Here is a 23,320-nt window from a genome sequence, read left to right on the forward strand (position 1 = left end):
TTACTCATTATCACGGGTCAGGGATCAGACCATGGCAATTACACCACGCATCAGCGAAGTTGGCAGTTTCCAGTTTATCAGGCCGGGCCGGAACAGCGATGAGCCGCTGACGGATCAGCTGGCGCGTACCGGCGGCAGCGAACTGAAAGCGGCGGCAAAAGGTCAGTCACTGCACTCGCAGCCCGTCGCAGATTCGACTTACCGCGAGCCGGTTAACCGCACTCTGTGGCAAAGCGATCAGTCCTGGACGCGTTTTGCCGGCTCACTGAACGATACCGAAGTAATTAATGGCGTGAGCCCTGAGGGGCGGGAGCAGCTGGTCTCTGCCTCCGACTCCCTGAATATACCTAAGGACTTTCGCCCCGGAGCTGTGTTGACCGATCTGCTGGAGCGCGGCGTATCACAGTTCAGCAGCACCAGCGGACGTTATGCTTATGCCGATGACGGTACCCGTCCGGCGCTGACAGAAATCGGCAAGGTCAGTCTGAAATACGGTTATCAGGAAGAAAAATTCAGCCTGAAACTGACCACCAATTCGGGTAAGGAATTAACGCTGAATCTGACCCATCAGAGCGGCTGGGGTCAGGGTGACGATGGCCGTGCACTGGAAGTAGATCAGTGGCTGGTGGGCTTTACCCTGGATGAATCGCTGAGTAAAGAAGAGCAGGAAGAAGCGCTGCAACTGGCCTCATCACTGGATAAACTGGCACGGCGCTATCTGGCTAGTGGCCATCTTGATCTGGAAAATCTGGGGCTGGATAAACTGCAGCAATTCTCGGCGGTATCACTCGATCTTAAAGGCGCAGGCAATGAGAGCAGCGATCTGCTGCGTATTGAATACCGCAACGATGATGAGCAGCGCAGCCTGAATGTGCTGCTGCATGAAGACAAACTGAAGCTGGATCTGAGCAAAGCCGGTTGGGCGCAGTTGGGCACGGAAGCACAGCGGCAGGACAGCCTGAAGGAATATCTGACGCTGATCGAACAGAGCGGCGAACGCGGCAATGCCGATAAACAGCAGCTGGATTTAATGCTCGATGCCTTCGCCCTGCTGCATAAACCGGAGCAGCATCCGCAGGATCTGGCGCGGCAGGAACAGGAGCAGCCACCGCAAACGCCAACCGGAATCGACGTGGGTTTTGCCCGCAGCGGACTTACGGCGCTGAGTGGTCTGGCGGATTTCAGCTTTTCATTTCAGGCGCAGGTCAGCAAACCCAACCCTGATGCACAGCGCAATAATGAAAAGATCAGCTTTGGGCTTAATTTCGCGCAGGATACCAGAGGCGAAACCGGAGATGCCGGCAGCCTCGCCGTAGAGCAAACCCAGGCGTATCAGTTTAAGGCCAGCTTCTATGAGCCTTTGCCCTGGCTGGAACTGGTGGATTTCAGCAAGCAGAACTACCAGTACATCGAGACCGAAGCCCGTGCCACCGAGGTAACCAGCCTGCGCTACGAAGATTTCACCCTGCAGCATGCTTCGCAGCAAAGTCAGAATGAATGGCATGAGCGGCGGCGAACCTACGTGCTGGGCAGCCTCGACAGTGATGTCAGCGAAGGCGATAAAAATCAGGACATAACCGACTTTACCGAAGCCGCGATTCTGGCTGAGCGCGAACAGCAACAGCAGTTGCTGGATGATCTGCTCGGCAGCCGCATACCGCAGCCGTGGCAGCGCTGACGTAACAAAGGCTGCTCTGCATAAATAGTTATTAGCCCAAAGCCGCCATTGGTTCCCCGGCGTGAATCCCTTATGATGCCCCTGTCCCAGGGGGTGGCCCGATTGTCTGAATCCGGCCTGAGATGCCATAGGTTTACCTGTGTAAACGGCAAACCCCTAGAACCTGATCCGGTTAGTACCGGCGTAGGAATGGGGTGAGTACGCACAGTCTGCGGCGGCTCGCATCACAACCGGGAGGTTGGCGTTAAACGCAACCGGCCCCTACGCACTACCCGGGTCTTTCTTGTATTTTGAGGAATGACCCTGAATGAAAAAAACACCGCTTTCCCTGTTAGTTTTACTGGCACCACTGACCCCGCTGTCGGTTTTTGCGGCTGATGACGTTACCCTCAGCACGCAAACCGTGCAGGCCGATTTCCGTAAAACCGATGTGCAGCAGATTCCCGAAGCCGTCACCTTAGTTGGCAGCGAGCAGATTGAAGCCCGTTCGGCGCAGCATCTGGACCAGATCTTAAGCTTTGCCCCCAACGTGAACTTTGCTTCCGGTACTTCCCGCGGGCGCTATTTTCAGATTCGCGGTATCGGCGAGCGCAGCCAGTTTGTTGATCCGGTGAATCCATCTGTGGGCCTGGTCATCGACGGTATTGATATGACCGGTTTAGGTGCTGCCGCGACCCTGTTTGATGTACAGCAGGTGGAAATTCTGCGCGGCCCGCAGGGCACCCGTTTTGGTGCTAACGCACTGGCCGGCATGATCAATATCCGCAGTAATGACCCGACACAAAATAATGAAGGTTATATCAGTGCCAAAGCCGGCAACTACAGCAGCTATGGTCTGGGGGCGGCGCTATCCGGTTCGCTGAGTGATAACCTGCAGGGGCGTATTGCCATGCATGGTTTTGAATCCGATGGTTATATCGACAACGAATTTTTAAACCGTGACGACACCAATAACCAGGACGAAAAAATCGCCCGCGCGAAACTGCACTGGCAACTGTCTGAACGCAGCGAATTAAATCTGACCTATTTATACGCCGATATTGATAACGGTTACGATGCTTACAGCCTTGATAATAACCGCACAACATTGTCGAACCGTCCGGGTAAAGATACACAGGATACCAACGCTTTTGCGCTGGCGTATAACCACGAACTGAATTCCGCAGTCCGCTTTGAAAGTGAAATTACCGGCAGCTGGAATAAAGCGGAATACAGTTACGACGAAGACTGGGCGTACGGTGAATATATCTGGCTGAGCGATGATCCTGTGTACCAGCCAGACCCATGTGATACAACTCAAGGGCCTTGTTTGGCTCCTGTTGATGGTTACAGCTCTTTTGATCAATACCTGCGTAATTTTGATCGCAACAGTATTGGCCTGCGCTTTCTATCTGGCACCGATGGCCGATTATTTTCTGATTCAACCGACTGGGTTGCGGGCATCTATATGATGCAGCGGGAAGAAACACTGAAACGCAACTACACCTATAACAACGGACAGTATCAGAGCGATCTGACCGTGGATTCGGTATCGGCCTATGCAGAACTAAGCACAGCCTTTACTCCATCCACAACTCTGACTTACGGCGTACGTGCGGAAAACTGGAAAAATGATTTCAGTGATAATGCCAATACGCTGGATGCTGCAAAAAATGATGTGGTCAGCGATACCAACGAAACCTTATGGGGCGGAAAAGTTACGCTGGAAACACTGCTGGGTGTTGACCATCTGGGCTACATCTCTCTGGCCCGTGGTTATAAAGCCGGTGGCGTGAATACTGATCCGGATATTTCCGAAGCTAACCGCACGTTCGATACCGAGTTTAATAATACGGTTGAGCTGGGTCTTAAGTCGTCTCTGGCTGAGGATGCACTGAAAACCCGCCTCGCGGTATTTTATATTCAGCGTAAAAACCAGCAGGTTAAAAGCTCATATGCGGTACAAAAGCCGGATAATAGCATCACCTTTCAGGACTATTTAGCTAATGCTGCTGAAGGGGAAAATTACGGACTGGAACTGGAAAGCGAGTGGCAGCTGTCTGATGCATTACTGTGGGATCTGAGTCTTGGTTATCTGCATGCCGAATTCAGTGATTACAGCTATGAGCAGAATGAGTATGACGCAAGTGGAAATGTTGTGGGCAGTACTACAGTGGATAAATCCGGCCGAGCTCAGGCACATGCACCGGAATACAGTCTGGCTACTGCGCTGACCTATGCGCTGACCGATACATTATCGTTGCGCGCAGAAAGTGAAGCTAAAGATGAATTCTATTTTTCTGACAGCCACGATGAAAAAGCCCGTGCCTCGGTACTCTGGCATGCCCGCCTGAGCTATCAGCAGGGTCCGTTGGATCTTGCACTGGCCGGCCGTAACCTGACCAACCGTGAAACCGATGTTCGTGGTTTTGGTGGTTTTGGTAACGACCCTCGTAATGGCTATGCCGAAAATGCTTATCGTCAGCTGGGCGAGCCGCGCCTTGTGATGCTGGAAGCCAAATATTCATTCTGATAAATGCAGCCGGACGTCAGGCGTCCGGCTTATTAACTGGAGATCCAAATGGAAATTTCCGTCGAAATCAGCAAATACCCATTAGCCGATGATTATATTCCGGCGATTAAATCGTTTATCGACCGTCTGAATCAGGTTGAAGGGTTAACCATCGTGACCAATACCATGAGTACACAGGTGTTTGGTGACTATGATCTGGTGATGGATACCTTAAAAGAAGAAATGCGTCTGAGCTGGGAGCAATTCGGCAAGAGCATTTTTGTCTGCAAATTTATCGGTACCAATCTCGATCCGGCACTTAATCCACACGGATAATACGTCCGACTTTGCCCTTAAACCAAGGACTCCTGCATGACCGACATCTGGAACAGTATTGAACAGGCGGCGCAGGCCATGAGCGGCTGGGAACTGGTCGCCGTTATTCTGGGTATTGCCTATTTAGTGCTGGCCATGAAGCAGAGCATCTGGTGCTGGTACGCGGCCTTTGGCAGTACGGCTATTTTTATCGGGCTGTTCTGGGATGTCAGCCTGCTGATGGAATCGGCGCTGAATGTGTATTACCTGATTATGGCGGTCTATGGCTGGTGGCTGTGGCGCGCCAATAAAAGGGCAGATAATAAACATGAGAACTCACAGGCTTCGGCTGCTGAGTTACCAATACAGTCCTGGGGATTAAAACAGCATCTGCTGGCGATTGGCAGTGTGATTGTTCTGAGTTGTATCAGCGGTTATCTGCTCAGCGAAAACACCTCGGCGGTATTGCCTTATCTTGATTCATTCACCACCTGGGGGGCGGTGATTACCACCTGGATGGTGGCGAAGAAAGTATTGGAAAACTGGCTCTACTGGATCGTTGTCGACAGTGTTGCGATCTTTTTATATATCGACCGTGAGCTGTATTTAACGGCACTGCTGATGGCGGTGTACGTGGTGCTGGTCATTATTGGCTGGTTTAACTGGTTGCCACAATTTAAGGCACAAGTTAAAGCACAACAAAACCGCGATGATAATACTGTGCTGACCACTCCGTCGGCGTGGAAAATAGCCGAATAACAACAATAAGGCGATACCTATGCTGCAGCAGATTTTAGATGACTGGCCACACTGGCAATTGTGCAGCGAAGCGCCAACGCTGGATAATATCAGCCCATTGCCCGGTGGGCTTACCAATCATTGTTATCTGCTGCGTTTGCCGGAAGGCGATTATGTGTTGCGGGTAGAAGGGCGGAATTCCAGAGCGCTGGATATTAACCGCGCGGCCGAGCTGCAGGTGCATCATCTGGTGGCGGCACAGGGGCTGACGCCCACCATTCGCTTCCGTTCATCAAGCGGCCATTACTGGATACGCGATTATGTGCCGGGCACGCCATTAACCAATCAGCAACTTAATCTGCCGCTGCTGCTGACCATGGCGCAGCAATTACAGCAGTTGCATCAGTTACGCCCACCTGCCGGAATACCAAAGCTCAGCATCAGTGAAAAAGCCGGCCATTACTGGGACACCATTACTGCACATTTTGCCGTGATGGATCGTATGACGGCGGCAGCCGAAGAATTACTGGCTTTGCGCGGTCCGCTGCAAAGTCTGTTGAGCGGTGCTCCCGATAATCAGCGTTGTCTGTGCCATATGGACCCGACCGCCCCCAACTGGATACAGACTGCTGAGAACAAACTGGTATTGCTTGACTGGGAATACGCGGCTATCGGTCACCCGTTATGGGATCTGGCTGCTTTATTACAGGGCGTGGATTTATCCGCCGACGATGAGCAGGCCCTGCTGCAGGCCTATGGTTTAAAACATTATCGTGGCTGGGAATTTGCCAAAACACAGATGAGCTATCTGGCCGCACTCTGGTACCGGGCGCAGGGGCTGTGGAGTGATCGTGAGCTGATTGCTTATTTAAATGGCCTTAAAGCGTTGGCAGAGTGACTGTCCGGCGCTTGTTTAATTTATTTAAAAACTCCGCCGGATCTTTCTGCAGTGCCATTTCCCCCGCCTGTTGCTGCTGAATGCGGCGGGTTAGTAAACGGCTCAGCCAGAAGCGCAGGGCTGCGCCTCTTAACACTAAATTCCAGTTGGCTTTTTCTGCATCGTTTAATGGCCGTACGCTTTCGTAGCCGTTTAATAAGGCTTCTGTACAACCGGCTTTCCAGTCGCCGTTAATATCGCAGCACCAGTCGTTGGCGATGATCGCCAGATCGTAGAGCAGGGCACCATCGCAGGCGTTGTATAAATCGAGAATGGCGCCAACCTGGCCATCAGCGGTGAAGAGGGCGTTGTCATGAAACAGGTCGCCGTGAATCCAGCCCTGCGGCAGGCTCAGCCATTGGGCGCGCTGTTGTGTCTGAAAGTGCAGTTCGTCTTCAAGCAGCGTCTGTTCTTCGCGGGTTAAATCGCTGCTCAGCTCCGGGCTGATCGTAATCCACCAGTCAAAACCACGGCTGTCATTGCGGCGGTTATGCAGCGGCAGGGCGGCCAGATGCAGTTCCGCCAGCGCGCGGCCAATGGCTGCGCAGTGTTGCGGTTGCGGATCATGGATATGTTCGCCGGGCAGGCGCGGACAAATAATCGCCGGTTTGTCTTTCAGGCTGTGCAGCCATTCGCCATCACGTGCTGCCAGTGGTGCCGGAACCTGCAGTCCCTGTTGCCCCAGATGATGCGCCAGACGGACAAACTCACGCACTTCACTGCTGTTATGGTGCTCAAACAGGGTGAGCACATACTCACTCTGCCGGCCTTGCTGCTGGCAGGTAACGAAGTAGTTGGTGTTCTCGATACCGGCGGCGATGCCTTTATATGAAACTAACGTACCCAATTCAAATCGGGCAAGAAAGGCTTCGGTGTCGCTCTGGCTCAGCGAGGTATAAACAGACATGGGAAGTATCCGGAGGTCAGCAGGCTGGTTGATTTTGGTCGTGTTGCGGGCCTGATTGCCGCTGGCGCCACAGGCGGGGCCATACTGGCATTCATGCCCGTCGGGGTTAATCGCCCGACAGGCTTAAAATATGGGCTTATTACCAGCGGAAGATAACCCATTTCGGTACGCGCATCTGCGGGTTATCTTTGCGTACAAACTCGTTGGTTTCCTGCTCGGAAGGAATCAGGTAGTAGGCCGGGCCGACTTTAGGCACAACTTTGATCTCGCTGATTTCGCCGTTAATGCGGAATTCGTAATAGGTATTATCGCCATCGTTGCGGATGGTGACGGTCTCGCCGACAGGCTCGGCCGCAAGGGCGCTGCCGCTGGCCAGCAGAGCCGGAACAAACAGGATTGTCGCCAGAAGTTGCTGAATCTTCATGGTAAACTGCGCCTCAATAATGATTCTTCTGGTGGCATTGTACGCCGCCCGCCACCGAAACCCCAGCCAAGGATTTGACCAATATCATGTCTAAGCCAGTGATTCTCGTCGATGGTTCGTCCTATCTGTTCCGCGCCTTCCATGCGATTCCGCTTTTGACCAACTCCAAAGGTCTGCACACCAATGCCATCAAGGGCGTGATCAGCATGATCAAACGTCTGCAGAAAGATTACGCCGGTTCACAGCTGGTGGTGGTGTTTGATGCCAAAGGCAAAACTTTCCGCAACGATATTTATGCCGACTACAAAGCCCATCGTCCGCCGATGCCGGACGAGCTGCGTGAGCAGATTGAGCCTATTCATAACATTATCCGCGCAATGGGTTTACCGCTGCTGATCATTGACGGGGTTGAAGCGGATGACGTGATCGGCACGCTGGCATCGCAGGCTATTGAGCATAATCAGGATGTGGTGATTTCCACCGGCGATAAAGATATGGCGCAGCTGGTCAACAGCCATGTGTCATTGATTAATACCATGACCGATACCTTCCTCGATGTGGATGGCGTTAAAGAAAAATTCGGCGTACCGCCCGAGCATATCATCGACTACCTCGCCTTAATGGGCGACAAGGTTGATAACATTCCTGGTGTACCTAAAGTTGGTGAAAAAACGGCTGTCGGATTAGTCGCTGGCTTAGGCAGTCTGGAAACGATTTACGATAATCTCGATAAGGTTGCAACGCTGGAATTCCGCGGTGCAAAAACCATGGCCGCCCGTCTGGAAGAACATAAAGAGCAGGCGCTGTTATCGAAAGTACTGGCCACCATTAAATGTGATGTCGATCTGGAATTCAGCCTGCCTGAAATTAAAAGCAGCGAGGCCGATAATGCTCAGCTGCTGGAATTATTCCGCGAGATGGAATTTAAAGCCTGGATTGCCGAGCTGAGTAATTCGGCCGATGCTATTCCGGCGTTTGAATTAACCGCCTCGGCCGGTTCGGTTTCCGGTCAGCAGCAGGCCGCCGAACAGGCCATGGCCGCAGCATTCAGTGGTGACACTCAGTACGATATTATTTTTACCCAGACAGAACTTGATGCCTGGCTGGAGAAGCTTAAAAACGCAGAACTCTTTGCCTTCGATACCGAAACCACCTCGCTTAATTATAAAGAAGCCCGCATTGTCGGTGTCTCCTTTGCGGTGGAAGCCGGCAAGGCCGCCTATGTGCCGCTGGCACACGATGCGGAATGTATTCCGGAAGGCAAAACCCAGCTTAATCGCGAAGAGGTTTTAGCGCAGCTGCAGCCGATACTGGAAAGCGAGACGCATAAAAAAGTCGGCCAGCATATGAAATACGATATGCACGTACTGGCGAACCACGGTATTCAGCTGCGCGGTGTGCAGTTCGACACCATGCTGGAGTCCTATATTCTCGATTCGGTCGCGACCCGTCACGATATGGACAGCCTGGCGCTGAAATATCTGGGCCATAAAAATATCAGCTTTGAAGAAATTGCCGGTAAGGGCGTCAAGCAGCTGACCTTTAATCAGATTCATACCGATAAGGCCGGGCCTTATGCCGCCGAAGACGCCGATATTACCCTGCGTCTGCACCAGCGTTTATGGCCGGAATTACAGGCCGTACCAAGCCTGCAAAAAGTTTTTGAAGAAATAGAAATGCCGGTTATGCCAGTGCTGTGTGGTATGGAAGAAACCGGTGCATTAATTGATGCCGATTTACTGCACGAACAAAGCCAGCAGATCGAACAGCGTCTGCAACAACTGGAGCAGGAAGCCCATAACGCCGCCGGTCAGGTATTTAATTTAAGCTCGCCAAAACAGCTGGGCGAAATCCTGTTTGAGAAACAACAGCTGCCGGTGAAAAAGAAAACGCCCAAAGGTGCGCCCTCCACCGCCGAAGAAGTGCTGCAGGAACTGGCCGACGACGGTTACGAGCTGCCAAAGCTGCTGATGGAACATCGCGGTCTGGCGAAATTAAAAAGCACTTATACTGATAAGCTGCCATTAATGATTGCGCCGGAATCCGGCCGCGTACATACCTCTTACCATCAGGCGGTGGCGGCAACCGGACGTTTATCCTCTACCGACCCTAACCTGCAGAATATTCCGATCCGTTCGGAAGAAGGCCGTAAAATCCGTCAGGCTTTTATTGCGCCAGCCGGTTATAAACTGGTGGCAGCGGATTACAGTCAGATTGAACTGCGCATTATGGCGCATCTTTCTGATGATCCGAGTCTGCTGAAGGCCTTTGCCGATGGCCGCGATATTCACCGTGCAACCGCAGCGGAAGTGTTTGGTGAAACAGAAGAAAACGTCAGCGATAACCAGCGCCGTGCCGCCAAAGCCATTAACTTTGGTTTGATTTATGGTATGTCGGCTTTTGGTCTGGCGAAACAGATTGGCGTTGGCCGTGGCGAAGCACAGGATTACGTGAACCTGTATTTCCAGCGTTATCCGGGCGTGCGCGATTATATGGATAACACCCGCGAACACGCCAAAGAACAGGGCTTTGTCGAAACCATTTTCGGTCGCCGTTTATACCTGCCGGAAATCCGCGCGAAAAATGCACCACGTCGCCAGCATGCCGAGCGTACCGCGATTAACGCGCCGATGCAGGGTTCCGCCGCCGACATTATCAAACGCGCCATGATCCGCGTTGCCGGCTGGTTACCCGGCAGCGGTTTTGATGCACGTATGCTGATGCAGGTACACGATGAACTGATTCTTGAAGTGAAAGAAGATCAGGCGGAAGCCTTTGCGGCAGAACTTAAACAGCAAATGGAACAGGCGGCAGAATTAAAAGTGCCGTTAGTGGTGGAAGCCGGAATTGGTGATAACTGGGAGCAGGCGCACTGATTTTTTGTCTGATGGTTTGTCTGGTGGGCAATGCCCACCAGATATAACAATCTTCAGAAAGCCCACTTACCAATCCGGTCCATATGCAATGTCCCCAGATACAGCCCGTCATCTTCCGGCTGAACTGAGGTTACTTCGCCAATCGCAACCGCTGCCTGGTCGTGCAGGCTCTGCAATATTTCACCCTGAGCACTAATCTGCAGAATCAGGCCGTAAGGTTTGGGTACTGGTGCTAACGATTTGGGCAATTTAGCCAGCTGATTTTTTACCCATGGGTTAGCGTGGAATTTATCCACCAGTTTTGGCCGCAGGCCGTACATGGCAACCCAGTAAGTGCCATCAGCGGCGCGGGCAATGCCATCCGGCAGGCCGGGCAATTTATCCAGCAGGATTTCTTTCTGTCCGGCTTTAGGGCCGGTTAACCAGACCTTACTGATCTGATAGGTAAAGGTTTCGTTAATCAGTACATAGCTCTGATCGGCCGACACCGCCACGCCATTGGCAAAGGCAAAACCATCGGCCAATAACGTCAGGCTTTTATTCTGTGGATTAAACGCAAATAAACGCCCGGACGGGCGGCCATCAAGAATGTCGAGCACGATATCTTTCAGTGCATAACGGTTACTGGCATCGGAGAAATAAATGGTGCCGTCGGCGCCGATATCCACATCGTCGACAACGCCCAGTTTTTCATTGTTATAGCGGTCGGCCAGCACACTGATTTTGGCGGTCGGGCTCATGCTCAGCAGGCCTTTTTCTGCGTCGGCAATAATCAGATTCTGCTCGCTGTCAAAATGCAGCCCCAGTGGCCGGCCACCTGTGTTGGTCAGCGTTTCCCAATCACTGTACGGGCACTTGCGCAGAATGCTGCCGTCGAGCGTGCCTGTGTATAAGCAACCGAGCTTATCTTTGGCAATATCTTCACCACCGGCTTTGCCGGCCGGCAGTTTGGTTATCTGTGTGCTTTGCAGCATATCGTTCGTCGCCAGAACACCGGCGAAGGCCAGAGGACGTGAGGCGTTAACCGCAACAGAGTCGATAGGAGAGGGCCACAAAACAGCGCCGGCCAGCGCCAGTCCGGTGATCAACAGCAGTTTTTTCAGCATCTGAATGTCCTTTTTTATTTGATTATGTTGGGCTGAACGCGGGTTGCACAGGGGCAATATTGCCATAGCCGTAACAGGGATATTCAGTGCTGTACGACCTGTCAGGCATATTAATGTTAAAAATATTAAGAAATCAGATGCTTTTTAAGCCATGTTTGGCAAAAATAACGCCTTTGCACCATAGCAGGGCGTTATGCGCGTTGGTGGTGTGCCATTCACGCGTTATACGAGAGCTGTTATGCGTTACGAGTCAGTAAAAGATTTTCTTGATGTTGTTGCTCAGCGAAACCCTGGTCAGCCTGAATATCTGCAGGCCGTTGCTGAGGTGATGGAGAGTCTGTGGCCTTTTATTACCACTCATCCTCATTACGCCGAACAGGGGCTGCTGGAACGACTGATTGAGGCTGAGCGTATCATTCAGTTCCGTGTGTCCTGGGTGGACGACAACGGCGACGTGCAGGTTAACCGTGGCTACCGTGTGCAGCACAGTGCTGCGATCGGGCCTTATAAAGGCGGCCTGCGTTTTCACCCGTCGGTGAATCAGTCTGTACTGAAGTTTCTGGCCTTTGAGCAGATGTTCAAGAATGCCCTGACCACTCTGCCAATGGGTGCAGGTAAAGGCGGCTCTGACTTTAATCCAAAGGGTAAAAGCCAGGGTGAGATCATGCGTTTCTGTCAGGCCTTTATCAGCGAACTGTACCGTCATATCGGTTCCGATACCGATGTGCCGGCGGGGGACATCGGTGTTGGAGCGCGTGAAATCGGCTACATGGCTGGCATGTTGCGCAAGCTGACCAACCGTTCTGATTGTGTATTTACCGGTAAAGGCCTGAGTTTTGGCGGCTCTTTAATCCGTCCGCAGGCAACAGGTTATGGCACTGTTTATTTTGCTCAGGAAATGCTGTTGCATGCCGGCCGCTCTCTGGAGGGAATGCGTGTTGGTATCTCAGGTTCCGGTAATGTTGCGCAGTACGCCGCAGAAAAAGCCATGCAGCTGGGCGCGATTGTTGTCTGCGTCTCGGACAGCAGCGGTACGGTCTACGACGAAGAAGGTTTTGATGCAGAAAAACTGGCACTGCTGATGACCATCAAAAATGAACGCTATGGCCGGGTGGAAGACTATGCCAAAGCCGCGGGTCTGCCTTATATGGCCGGCCGTACGCCGTGGCATATTCCGGTGGATGTGGCGCTGCCATGCGCAACCCAGAATGAACTGAATGAGGACGATGCGCAGGCACTGGTTAAAAACGGCGTGCAGTGCATTGCTGAAGGCGCCAACATGCCCTGTACCGCAGAAGCCATCAGTGTGTTTGAGCAACACTCTGTGCTTTTTGCACCGGGTAAGGCGAGCAATGCCGGTGGTGTTGCAACCTCAGGTCTGGAGATGAGCCAGAACGCAATGCGCCTGTGCTGGAGCAGCGAAGAGGTTGATGCCCGTTTGCTGGAAATTATGCAGGGTATTCACCGTGCCTGTCTCAAATACGGTTGCCGTGATGATGGAACGGTAAGCTATGTTGATGGTGCGAATATCGCTGGTTTTGTGAAAGTTGCCGATGCCATGCTGGCGCAGGGTGTAATCTGAAGCTAAAAAATAACGGCGTCCTGTAACAGGCCGCCGTTATCGCCATATTTTAGTTGCTGTTTAACTGTCGTTCCGGCAGTAAATAATCCTCCATCTTTTTATCTGGTATCGCCATGTTCAGAATGGCTGTCAGGATAATCGAATTTTCGCTACCACTTAATGTACCTCTCTGCTTCGGAGAAATTGTACTTAAGGGTCTGCGTTTGACTCCGGAATTTGATATTTCGTTTTCCGTTTTTTGTGCTCTAACGCAGACAGAGGAAAGCAGCTAATGCATTTTTATTAGTTAGTTGCTTCTTTCATCATGATGTTTTCCGGTATCGGCAGGATTCATCGGATTGCAATTGAAATCCCCGGTTCTTTATTGAAGACTGCTTTATGCCCTTAGCCGGGACAGATGCAGGTTTATCCATGGAGGACGGACGATGAGTAAACGGATTACTACGTTAGTGCTTTGCCTGGCACTGTTGCCAGTTCAGGCATGGAGCGCCGCAGAGGTGCTGAGCGCAGACAGCTTCCGCATGGTTGCTGCGGTTATCAGCAATCTTGGTGTGCCACAGGAAACGCTGCTGGTGATGGATGATGATGACACGCTGACGATGATGCCCTGCAGCGACAGCAAAGATACGGATAAGTGTCAGTATCTGGGAGGCCCGGCCTGGAGCAGTTGGCAGCAGACACTGATTGGCACTCCCTCTCCATACCGCGTTGCTTCCAGTGACGATGAGCTGTTTGCCATTGGCTCGGCTCTGTTTGCGGTGAATTTTATGGATTATACCGAAGCCGATTTACCGCTTGTGCTTCAGCAGCTGACCAATTCGGGTGTGCGTCTGCTGGTAGAAACTGCGCGTGGTGGTGGCGATATTTCGGCAACAGAAAATCAACTGAGTTATCTGCAGACTAAATCTTCTTTAAGCCAACCGTTACTGGCATTGATTGCTGCTAATACATTAATAATGCCTGAAGGACAGCCATCACTGGCCAGCCCTTTTATGCCCTGTGCCGACCGTAATGTAAGACCTGTAAGTTACCGGCAGGGCGTTATGTATGTTGCCGGACAGAATAAAGGCTTGATGTTGCAATGCCTGCTGAGTAAGGCGAACACGCAACGCCCCATCCGCAATATCCTGTTTATCGATGACACTCTGGAAAATGTTAAAGACGTTTATGCCGCGTTTAAAAACAGTACGAAATACAACGTAAAAGCCATTCACTATACTCATCTGCAAAAGCATAAAGAGGCCCTTACTGCCGGGCCTATGAGTGCGGCCTATCAGAAAAAAGCAAATGAACGCTGGCAGGCGCTGAAAACAGTGCTTGGCAAAACCATGCAGAAACCTTCGGTTCAATAAAAATTCGGTCAGCAGGTGAGCACCCGCTGGCCGCTAAAAATAATAATAAATACATCTTCTTTCCGGTGCTCTTCACCGGACATCACTGATCTGATTTTTGCTGTGTTTTTGCAGAGTTATCTGCAGGCAGAGAACAGACGACCGACACTTCAGCAAAGGACTTAGCTATGAAGAACTCAACGCTGTTGTTTAGTGCACTGCCCGCAGCCCTGCTGCTCAGTGCCTGCAACACCACTGCAACCGAAAGTAAACCGGCCGCTGCCGGTCAGCTTGCCGCAACTCCACTTCCGGTGATCAGCCCGGTATTACCAGCAGACGCTCAGTTTCATGAGCCTTTTTCTCTGGAATCCCTGCAGCACGATTTTGATGTATTTTCGTGGGAATCGTTTGTCGCACTTAACTGGCCGGCAGCTTCGGTTGGTGTCGCCGATACCAGTGTCAACATCGGTCAGAAGCCGGGTGCCGTAACTGTCTGGCAAACCTATAAAGAAAGCCGCGATATATTTTTGCCGGATGGTGCGACTCCGCCGCCATGGGGAAAAGATTTACCGCCACCATCGGTATGCGGCGATCAGGATTTACCTGTTCTGAATCAGATTGCCAAAGTACCGAATAACGTTCTGGATGAAAGTGCAGAACCGTTTCAGACAGGCCCGCTGGTTGATCAGAATGGCCAGTACACACGCTTTGAGATTCTGACCAATGACGTGATGTTTAACTACATTGCAGAAAAAAATCTGTATTCAAAATCGGGTCAGGAAGCCTTTGGTAAAAAAGCAGATTTTCCTTTCGGAACCGACTCTCAGGTGGGTTCAATTATGCTTAAAGCCTCGTGGAAGGTTCTTGGTAAAAATGACAATCCTGAAAAATTCCACACAACCAGAGCCTATGTTTACGATAACCCGGATGAACATGCCGGGGTAAAAGCGGCCTGTAAATTACAGACAGTTGGTCTGGTTGGTTTTCATATCGGCACCAAGCTGAAAGGTAACCCGCAGTGGATCTGGTCCACATTTGAGCATGTGGATAACGCTCCTACTCAGGGCGAAGCAATCAATAAAAAGCACTACAACTATTACAAACCTAATTGCACGGATTGTGCAGCGGTCAATACTCCGCCGCCACGGCCATGGAACCCTGGTAATCCTTATACTCAGCCAAGTCAGGTGATGCGGGTTATTGCTCTGGATAAACCAACCAAAGAACTGAATGCCAGTTATCAGGCAGCGCTGGAAAAACTGGTGCCCGGTTCTGTGTGGGTTAATTACGAGCTTATCAGTACTCAGTGGCCAACGAAGGCTGGCAGCAAAACCGATCCTACCGGTGCACCGGCTCCGGCCTTCCTCGCGAATACAACACTGGAAACCTATATTCAGGGGACTGTACGGCAGACCTCTTCAAGCTGCATTCAGTGTCACAACAATGCCACCATGACCAGTGGCAAATTTTCTGACTTTACCTACCTGCTGCAGCGCGCCCAATAAGGAGAAAGCATATGGATATTATGAGCACATTTGTTGGCTTAAGCTCGGTTCTTACCGGCTTTGCACAAGACATTCTGGCTCCCCGGCTGGATACCACCAATATTAAAAACCTGTACCTGCAAAGCTGGACAGAAAATATTGCTCAGGAAACAGGCGATGCCAATCTGGTCAATACCATTCTTCAGCAATATGCCGAACTTCAGGCTGCCGGAAAAAGCGATGAAGAAATTGGTGAACAATTAATGAATGGCAATAATTCATCCGCCTTTGTTCTCGCCTGTCAGAAACTGATATTCCTCTGGTACATGGGGGCCTGGCCGGATGTGAATGCCCAGCCAGGGACTGAAACCGGAGGCGTTACAACGTCTTCTCTTTTATCTGCCGAGTCTTACACCTCAGGTCTGGTATGGCAGGTTATGCAGGCTCACCCGATGGGGGATTCCAATTACCGTTACGGTTATTGGGCAGAGCAACCACCTGCACTCAGCGACTATACCGGTAATTAAGGAGAAGAAATCATGACGAATACAAGCAAATACGATGTGGTGATTGTCGGCTCCGGAATTTCCGGTGCAATAGTGGCGTATCAGCTCGGTCTGGCCGGTAAAAAAGTACTGATACTGGAAAGCGGCCCGACCGTTCCGGCCGACCGCTCCGGTTATATGGAAACCTTTTACAAAGCCAATGCCAAAACACCGGAATCACCGTACCCACCGGCAACACAGGGGGCTGTGCCTTCAAGTGCGAATAATCCGCTGGGTTTGCCCAATCCGGCCGGAGAAAATATTCCGCGCTATACCGTACTTCAGGTCGGCGCCTGGCAGAAAAAAGACCAGTGTTATTTTGACTATCCTTCTCAGGTTGAAGGTATCGACGGCACCAGTCTGAATGCTAATTTTGCTTTTGCCAGTTCCTACGAACGTTTGGGTGGCGGAACAACCTGGCACTGGCTCGGCACCTGTCTGCGCCTTTTTCCGGAAGATTTTAAAATGAAAACCCTGTACGGGCAGGGCGAAGACTGGCCGGGTGGTGATGCCTTTTATCAGTCTCTGGTGCCGTTTTATGAAACGGCGGCAAAAGAGATCGGCGTTTCCGGTGACAAAGCCGCGATGGAAAAACTGTATCGCCAGTTTTATGTGAATCCGGAAGGCATTTATGGCAGTGATTATAATTTTCCTATGCCGGGTATTGATCAGACACTGCAGGATGAACTGTACGCTGGCATAACCGATATGACCTACGAAGGGAATCCGGTTTACGTTACACCAACCCCGCAGGGCCGGAATTCACGTCCGGATGAGCGGCGTCAGTGTGCCGGTAACACTAACTGTATTCCTATCTGTCCGATTCAGGCGAAGTACGATGCTACGGTAACTCTGGCACGGGCAGAACAAACCGATAATGTCGAGATCAGGTACCAGCATGTGGCCTGTAATATCCGTCTCGATGATAAACAACAGGTCTGTGGCATTGATTATCTGACGTATGACCAGCCGAATGGTATTGCTACTGGTTCAGGTACCGCTGTTGCCGAACGCTATGTACTGGCAGCTCATGCGATTGAAACGCCAAAACTGCTATTAATGTCGAATAAAAATCCGGGTTTTGAAAACGGCGTGGCCAACAGCAGTGATCAGGTTGGACGCAATCTGATGGATCACGTTATGTATCTCGGCTGGGGATTGGCGAAAGATCCGATTTTCCCCTACCGTGGGCCGCTGTCGACATCCGGTATCGAATCCTTGCGTGATGGCGCATTCCGTAAGGATCGTTCAGCGTATCGTATTGAAATTGGCAACGAAGGCTGGCAATGGGCGGCTGATGATCCGGGTACAACGCTGGCTGATTTTGTTTTCGGTCAGAACAATTCCCAGCTGAATGGTAATTCGAAAAATCAGCAGGGTGAGGAGCTGCGTTTTAATCCGCAGTTACCGGCTTTCAGCAAACTGTTTGGTAAGCAACTGGTGAATACCCTTAACGGTGTTTATACCCGGCAGTTACGTCTGGGGTATCTGATTGAGCAGCTTCCCGATCCGGAAAACCGCGTGCAGTTATCAACAACGCTGAAAGATAATCTGGGCTTGCCGCGTCCGCATGTTACCTATCGTCTGGCTTCTGACTACGAGCGCAAAGCGTTTGTCTCAGCGAAAGAACTGACGACGGAACTGTTTGCCAAAGTAGGCGCAACCGAATACACCAAAGATCCTGGTGCGCCGGTATTCAGTGGTAAGCCTGAGGAGCTGACAGCGACTAATTTCCAGTATAAAGACGATAAAGGTGTGACCCATAATTTCAGATTTTATGGTGCAGGTCATATCGTTGGTACTTACCGGATGGGGGATAACAAAGCGACATCTGTGCTGAATTCCCGTCAGCAATCCTGGGATCACGATAACCTGTATATGGTGGGCAGTGGTGTCTTCCCGACCATTGCCACAGGTAATCCGACCCTGACCATTGCTGCTCTGGCATTTCAGGCGGCCGGACATATTCTGGAGGATCTGAATAGCTGAGCGGTTAAGTGTAAAAAGCAAAAAAAAGCGGGCTTAAAGCCCGCTTTTTTTCTTTATGCTGAAGACTGCGGTTTACACCAACAGATAACCACCATCGACGTTAATGGCAGCACCGGTGGTGTAGCTGGAAGCATCAGAGGCCAGATACAACACAGTACCTGCCATCTCTTCCGGCATAGCCACGCGCTTCATCGGAATATGCATCATCGCCATTTTCAGGATGGCGTCGTTGCTGGTCAGGGTGCTGGCGAATTTGGTATCGGTCAGACCTGGCAGCAGGGCATTTACACGGATGCCCAGTTGCGCACATTCTTTGGCGAAGGTTTTGGTCATGGCAATAACGGATGCTTTGGTAATGGAGTAAATACCCTGCATATCACCCGGAATCACGCCGTTAACAGAAGCAACGTTAACGATGGAGCCACCGCCGTTTTTCTTCATTAATTTTGCGCCCATCGACGACATAAAGAAGTAACCACGGATATTCACATCAACGGTTTTCTGGAAAGCGTCCAGACCGGTATCCAGCACGTGGCCGAAGTATGGGTTGGCGGCCGCGTTGTTAATCAGAATGTTTAGCTTGCCGTGTTTTTCTTCAATAGCTTTGAAGCAGGCTTCAATCTGATCCATTTCACCTATATGGCAGGCCAGTGCTTCAGCGCTGCCGCCGGCTTCTTTAATTTCGTCAGCAACACGCTGGCAACCGTCGATTTTACGGCTGGAAACAATAACGTGTGCGCCGCTTGCGGCCAGCAGTTTGGCAATGCTTTCGCCGATACCACGGCTGGCGCCGGTAACCAGAGCAACACGGCCAGACAGGTTAAACAGTTCTTGTGGGTTCATAATGGACTCCCTTTTTATGCTTCTCAGCGATACGTCAGAAAATGTTTTCCGGCCTGAGCCAGATGTTGTTGTTCGTTAAACGATGCCAGGCTGACTTTCCCTTTACTGTTATACAGCAATTGGGTAATGCCACCATTCAGCAGCGTCCAGTTCATATCAAAAGCTTTATCGTGGCTTAAACCAAGGCACTGCTGGGCAATGGCGGTAATAGGGCCGCCGGAGGTAAATACCACCACATGCTTGCCCTCAGCCCGGGTCAGTAATTCCTCTAAGGCGGCTGTTACCCGTCCGGTAAATGCCGCCCAGGACTCCAGATAATCGCTGTCGTGATTGCCGCTGGTCCAGCGCTCAACCGCGTTGGCAAATAATTCCTGAAAGGCTTTACGTTTATTGGGCTGAGCCAGAATCCAGGCGCCCAGCACCGCTTTATTTTTAAATTGCGGGTAAGCACAGGCGATCACATCGTCGGAATCAAACTCATTGAATCCGGCCATCTCGCTGACCGGGCCAAAGGTATGCCAGTGCTTTTGCGCACCCTGCATGGTTTCGCGGTGGCGCTGCATCGCGCCATGCACAACCATGCCGGCCTCAATACCGCGCAGCGCCAGGGATTTACCGACTAATTCGCCCTGCAGGTGACCGGTGTCAGACAACTGATCGTAATTCAGCTTACCGAATCCGGCCTGACCGTGACGTACCAGATAAATACCGGCCATTATTTAAAACCAGCCTTACGGGCTTTTTTCATAATGCGGTTACAACGCCAGTTCAGGTAATGGACAAATAACCAGAAATTTTTAAAGGCCGGGTTATCGGTTTGCTTATGGTGATAGCGGTAATAAATCTGCTGCACGATGACGGCCAGACGGAATAATCCGAATACTTCGTAAAATGGCCAGAGCTTCGCATCCAGTCCCATTTTTTCGCAGTAATAGTCGACAATTTCCTGCCGTGTCAGCATGCCGGGTAAATGGCTTGGCTGACGGCGGATTGCACGCATTAAAAAGTCGTCGTCGGCCTGAACCCAATACGCCAGAGCGCCGCCGAGATCCATTAACGGATCACCGAGGGTGGCCATTTCCCAGTCCAGCACGCCGATAATTTCGCCGGGGTTATCCGGATTAAGCACGACGTTATCCATACGGTAATCGTTATGAATGATGCAGGTTTTTACATCCGCCGGCATATTGGCCTTCAGCCATTGCATGGTTTTGTTAAAGCTGGGGACATTCCAGGTTTTGGATTTAACAAAACGACCACTCCAGCCTTCAACCTGACGCTGCACATAGCCTGCGCCTTTGCCCAGATCGTCCAGGCGATTGGCCTGATAATCGACCTGATGCAGGTCGATCAGTTTGTCGAATACCGAAATACAGAGTGCGCGCGCCTGTTCTTTGCTGAGGTTCATACCGCGTGGCAGATTGCCGCGCGGAATAATGCCGCGCATCCGTTCCATCACGTAGAAGTCGCTGCCCAGTACGCTGTCGTCTTCGCAGAAGGCGATCATTTTCGGCACGAAGGGGTACACAGGTTTAAGACGATCCATCACGCTGTACTCACGTTTCATATCGTGCGCCCCGGCGGCTTTGTGGCCGGCCGGTGGGCGACGCAGAATCAGATCGTTATTGCTGTACTGGTCGGCGTATTTGAGGTGATAGGTCAGGTTCGATGCGCCACCGGAAAACTGCTTAACGGCAGGTAGTTCGTCACCATAGTCATGGCCCTGCACTTTCAGCCAGTTGTGCACGGCCTGAATATCAAAGGCATCGCTGTCACGCAGTGCCCTGGCTTCATCGATAAACTGTTCACTCATATCAGGCGTCCTTTCCCTCTTTAAAGGCTTTGCGCTGATCTTCGCGCTTCTTCAGGCCCAGCGCCATTTTGTCCATCTCGCGACGGTAGAGGAATGGCAGGTATTGCTTGATGAAATAGGCGCGACGGCCAACCGGATGCGGATTGCAGATCATCTGCTTTTTCACCATTGCCTGGTAAGCCGCGTCGGCAATGTCTTCGGCATCCAGTGCGGAAGCGGCGAACACTTTATCGACAAACTTCAGCATATCCGGGTCGGAGGTTTTCATGCCGTGATTGAGGTTGGTGCGGAAGAAGCCCGGACACAGGGCGGTGGTGCCGATGCCGTAAGGCTTAAGCTCGAAATGCATGGTTTCGGAGATGGCAACCACGGCCGCTTTGGTGGCGTTGTAAGAGGCCATCGACGGCGCTTTCATCAGGCCGGCCAGAGAGGCGACGTTAATAAAATAACCGCTGCCCTGTTCTTTCATCATCGGCGTGAAGGTACGGCAGCCAAGGGCAACGCCTTTCAGGTTGATGTCGATCACCCAATCCCACCAGGCCCATTCACCGGCTTCGATACGGTCACCGGTCGCTACCCCGGCGTTGTTAATCACAACGTCGATTCCGCCCCAGCGTTTTTTCACTTCCTGTTCGAGCAGGGCCCACTGTTCCGGGACGGTGACGTTCAGTTCGTAGATCCAGCCTTTACCGCCGGCCTGTTCGACCATGTTCAGCGTTTCGGCTGCACCGCCCATATTGATATCTGCGATGCAGATGTCTGCGCCTGTTTTAGCAAACCGCAGAGCCAGTGCCCGGCCCAGTCCGCTGGCGGCGCCGGTGATCAGTACCTTTTTCATCCCGTATCCTCAAATGCAGCAGCGGCTGAAGGCGCCGCTGGAATGATTCTGATTGTGTTGTGTGCTTAATGGCCTGTTAAGGGGCGTTTGTGACATAAGCGCGGCCGTCAGACGTCAGACGGCCGCAGGCAGCCTCAGGCTTCTTTCATATATTTTTTGTATTTCATCATTTCGATCTTGGCGATCAGGCCACGGTGTACTTCGTCCGGACCATCGGCCAGACGCAGGGCGCGGGCTGCGGTGTACAGACCCGCCAGCGGCAGGTCTTCGGACAGGCCGCCACCACCGTGCATCTGCATGGCGGCATCAATGATCTGCTGGGCCATGCTCGGCGCAATCACTTTGATCTGGGAGATTTCACTCATCGCTCCCATGGCACCGACCTTGTCGATCATCCAGGCGGCTTTCATGACCAGCAGACGTGCCTGCTCGATGTTCATTCGGGCGTTGGCGATGATGTCGCGGTTACCACCCAGGTTCATCAGTGGTTTGTGGAATGCGGTACGGCTGGCGGCGCGGATACACATCAGTTCCAGCGCTTTTTCCGCCATGCCGATCAGGCGCATGCAGTGGTGGATACGGCCAGGTCCAAGGCGGCCCTGGGCAATTTCGAAACCACGGCCGGGGCCGGCGATCATATTGCTCAGTGGTACGCGCACGTTATCGAAGCTGACTTCGCCGTGGCCATAAGGCTCATCGTAGAAACCGAACACCGGCAGCATACGTTCGATTTTTACGCCCGGCGCATCGAACGGGAACAGCACCATAGAGTGCTGCTGATGGCGCGGTGCATCGGGGTTGGTCAGGCCCATAAAAATACCGACTTTGCAGTTCGGATGGCCGATGCCTGTACTCCACCATTTGCGGCCGTTCAGTACCACTTCATCACCTTCAACGGTGGCCGTGGCTTCCATATTGGTGGCGTCAGAGGAGGCGACACCCGGCTCGGTCATACAGAAGGCGGAGCGGATTTCACCGGCCAGCAGCGGCTTCAGCCATTGCTCCTGCTGCTCTTTAGTGCCGTATTTTTCCAGCACTTCCATATTGCCGGTGTCAGGCGCGTTGCAGTTAAAAATTTCCGGAGCGATAAAAGAACGGCCGGTCAGCTCGGCCACAGCGGCGTATTCCTGAGTGCTCAGGCCGGCACCATAGTGTTCGTCTGGCAGGAACATATTCCACAGACCAGCGGCGCGGGCCTTGGCTTTCAGTTCTTCGATGATGGGCAGAACCACCCACTTGTTATCGAGGCTGTGCAGCTCGCGCAGGTAGTTCTCTTCAACCGGTTCGATTTCATTTTTCATGAACTCTTTGACGCGTTTGATGTAGTCCTGCGCTTTGGCTGAATGTTCAAAATCCATAGGGATGCTCCGTAGAGTGGATGATCAATACAAGCCAGTCTACGGCGGGATAATTTATCTATGAA

At 51.9% G+C, this 23,320-nt stretch carries 19 protein-coding genes and 1 riboswitch; of the genes, 11 read left to right on the forward strand and 8 right to left on the reverse strand.

What is annotated here, in order from left to right:
* The first annotated feature begins 31 nt into the window (after nt 1–31).
* The 5 genes from HUF19_RS00610 to HUF19_RS00630 all read left to right on the forward strand — a co-directional run bounded on the left by HUF19_RS00610 (nt 32) and on the right by HUF19_RS00630 (nt 6,120).
* The gene (locus HUF19_RS00610) at nt 32–1,678 is read left to right on the forward strand and encodes a hypothetical protein (protein ID WP_260998037.1); all 1,647 of its coding nucleotides are present in this window, start codon (nt 32–34) and stop codon (nt 1,676–1,678) included.
* A gap of 79 nt (nt 1,679–1,757) precedes the next feature.
* Nucleotides 1,758–1,885, forward strand: a riboswitch (TPP riboswitch).
* Nucleotides 1,886–1,985: 100 nt separating this feature from the next.
* A complete protein-coding gene (locus HUF19_RS00615; protein WP_260998038.1) occupies nt 1,986–4,190 on the forward strand; it encodes a TonB-dependent receptor in 2,205 nt (734 codons plus the stop codon).
* 48 nt (nt 4,191–4,238) lie between these two features.
* On the forward strand, nt 4,239–4,505 hold the full coding sequence (locus tag HUF19_RS00620; protein WP_145467106.1) for a YkoF family thiamine/hydroxymethylpyrimidine-binding protein: 267 nt from the start codon (nt 4,239–4,241) through the stop codon (nt 4,503–4,505).
* Nucleotides 4,506–4,541: 36 nt separating this feature from the next.
* Nucleotides 4,542–5,243 carry a nicotinamide riboside transporter PnuC gene (pnuC, locus tag HUF19_RS00625; RefSeq protein ID WP_260998039.1) on the forward strand — a complete coding sequence of 234 codons (702 nt, stop codon included), beginning with the start codon at nt 4,542–4,544 and terminating at the stop codon, nt 5,241–5,243.
* Between the two features lie 19 nt (nt 5,244–5,262).
* Nucleotides 5,263–6,120: a phosphotransferase gene (locus HUF19_RS00630; RefSeq protein WP_260998040.1), complete on the forward strand. Its 858-nt coding sequence runs from the start codon at nt 5,263–5,265 to the stop codon at nt 6,118–6,120.
* Here the strand turns inward: HUF19_RS00630 and HUF19_RS00635 are convergent.
* A complete protein-coding gene (locus tag HUF19_RS00635) occupies nt 6,101–7,066 on the reverse strand; it encodes a homoserine kinase (protein WP_260998041.1) in 966 nt (321 codons plus the stop codon). The genes HUF19_RS00630 and HUF19_RS00635 overlap by 20 nt on opposite strands.
* 139 nt (nt 7,067–7,205) lie before the next feature.
* Complete coding sequence (locus tag HUF19_RS00640; protein ID WP_145467093.1) at nt 7,206–7,490, reverse strand: DUF2782 domain-containing protein; 285 nt, start codon at nt 7,488–7,490, stop codon at nt 7,206–7,208.
* An 86-nt stretch (nt 7,491–7,576) separates the two neighbouring features.
* On the opposite strand from HUF19_RS00640, the gene polA reads away from it, so the two are divergent.
* A complete protein-coding gene (gene polA, locus HUF19_RS00645) occupies nt 7,577–10,366 on the forward strand; it encodes a DNA polymerase I (RefSeq protein WP_260998042.1) in 2,790 nt (929 codons plus the stop codon).
* A gap of 53 nt (nt 10,367–10,419) precedes the next feature.
* On the opposite strand, the gene HUF19_RS00650 is transcribed toward polA, so the two are convergent.
* On the reverse strand, nt 10,420–11,472 hold the full coding sequence (locus HUF19_RS00650; RefSeq protein ID WP_260998043.1) for an SMP-30/gluconolactonase/LRE family protein: 1,053 nt from the start codon (nt 11,470–11,472) through the stop codon (nt 10,420–10,422).
* Nucleotides 11,473–11,710: 238 nt separating this feature from the next.
* On the opposite strand from HUF19_RS00650, the gene gdhA reads away from it, so the two are divergent.
* From gdhA to HUF19_RS00675, 5 genes are all read left to right on the forward strand, one after another.
* Nucleotides 11,711–13,054, forward strand: coding sequence for an NADP-specific glutamate dehydrogenase (gdhA, locus tag HUF19_RS00655; protein ID WP_260998044.1), 1,344 nt, complete (start codon nt 11,711–11,713; stop codon nt 13,052–13,054).
* 425 nt (nt 13,055–13,479) lie between these two features.
* Complete coding sequence (locus tag HUF19_RS00660; protein ID WP_260998045.1) at nt 13,480–14,406, forward strand: DUF2608 domain-containing protein; 927 nt, start codon at nt 13,480–13,482, stop codon at nt 14,404–14,406.
* 167 nt (nt 14,407–14,573) lie between these two features.
* Nucleotides 14,574–15,890: a hypothetical protein gene (locus HUF19_RS00665; protein ID WP_260998046.1), complete on the forward strand. Its 1,317-nt coding sequence runs from the start codon at nt 14,574–14,576 to the stop codon at nt 15,888–15,890.
* Between the two features lie 11 nt (nt 15,891–15,901).
* Nucleotides 15,902–16,396, forward strand: a complete 495-nt coding sequence (locus tag HUF19_RS00670) for a hypothetical protein (protein ID WP_260998047.1) — start codon at nt 15,902–15,904, stop codon at nt 16,394–16,396.
* Between the two features lie 12 nt (nt 16,397–16,408).
* Nucleotides 16,409–18,403, forward strand: a complete 1,995-nt coding sequence (locus HUF19_RS00675) for a GMC family oxidoreductase (RefSeq protein ID WP_260998048.1) — start codon at nt 16,409–16,411, stop codon at nt 18,401–18,403.
* 72 nt (nt 18,404–18,475) lie between these two features.
* Here HUF19_RS00675 and HUF19_RS00680 read toward each other — a convergent pair whose 3' ends face one another.
* The 5 genes from HUF19_RS00680 to HUF19_RS00700 form a co-directional block, all read right to left on the reverse strand.
* On the reverse strand, nt 18,476–19,246 hold the full coding sequence (locus tag HUF19_RS00680; protein WP_230331342.1) for an SDR family oxidoreductase: 771 nt from the start codon (nt 19,244–19,246) through the stop codon (nt 18,476–18,478).
* A 23-nt stretch (nt 19,247–19,269) separates the two neighbouring features.
* Nucleotides 19,270–19,962 carry a histidine phosphatase family protein gene (locus HUF19_RS00685; protein ID WP_260998049.1) on the reverse strand — a complete coding sequence of 231 codons (693 nt, stop codon included), beginning with the start codon at nt 19,960–19,962 and terminating at the stop codon, nt 19,270–19,272.
* Nucleotides 19,962–21,059 (reverse strand): phosphotransferase family protein, encoded by a 1,098-nt coding sequence (locus tag HUF19_RS00690; protein ID WP_260998050.1) that lies wholly within the window; start codon nt 21,057–21,059, stop codon nt 19,962–19,964. The genes HUF19_RS00685 and HUF19_RS00690 overlap by 1 nt, the downstream gene beginning before the upstream one ends.
* Before the next feature lies 1 nt (nt 21,060).
* Nucleotides 21,061–21,897 carry an SDR family oxidoreductase gene (locus tag HUF19_RS00695; RefSeq protein WP_145467077.1) on the reverse strand — a complete coding sequence of 279 codons (837 nt, stop codon included), beginning with the start codon at nt 21,895–21,897 and terminating at the stop codon, nt 21,061–21,063.
* Nucleotides 21,898–22,031: 134 nt separating this feature from the next.
* On the reverse strand, nt 22,032–23,255 hold the full coding sequence (locus HUF19_RS00700) for an acyl-CoA dehydrogenase family protein (protein ID WP_260998051.1): 1,224 nt from the start codon (nt 23,253–23,255) through the stop codon (nt 22,032–22,034).
* Between the last annotated feature and the right edge of the window lie 65 nt (nt 23,256–23,320).

Source organism: Thalassolituus hydrocarboniclasticus, assembly GCF_025345565.1.
Taxonomy (GTDB): domain Bacteria; phylum Pseudomonadota; class Gammaproteobacteria; order Pseudomonadales; family Oceanobacteraceae; genus Venatoribacter; species Venatoribacter hydrocarboniclasticus.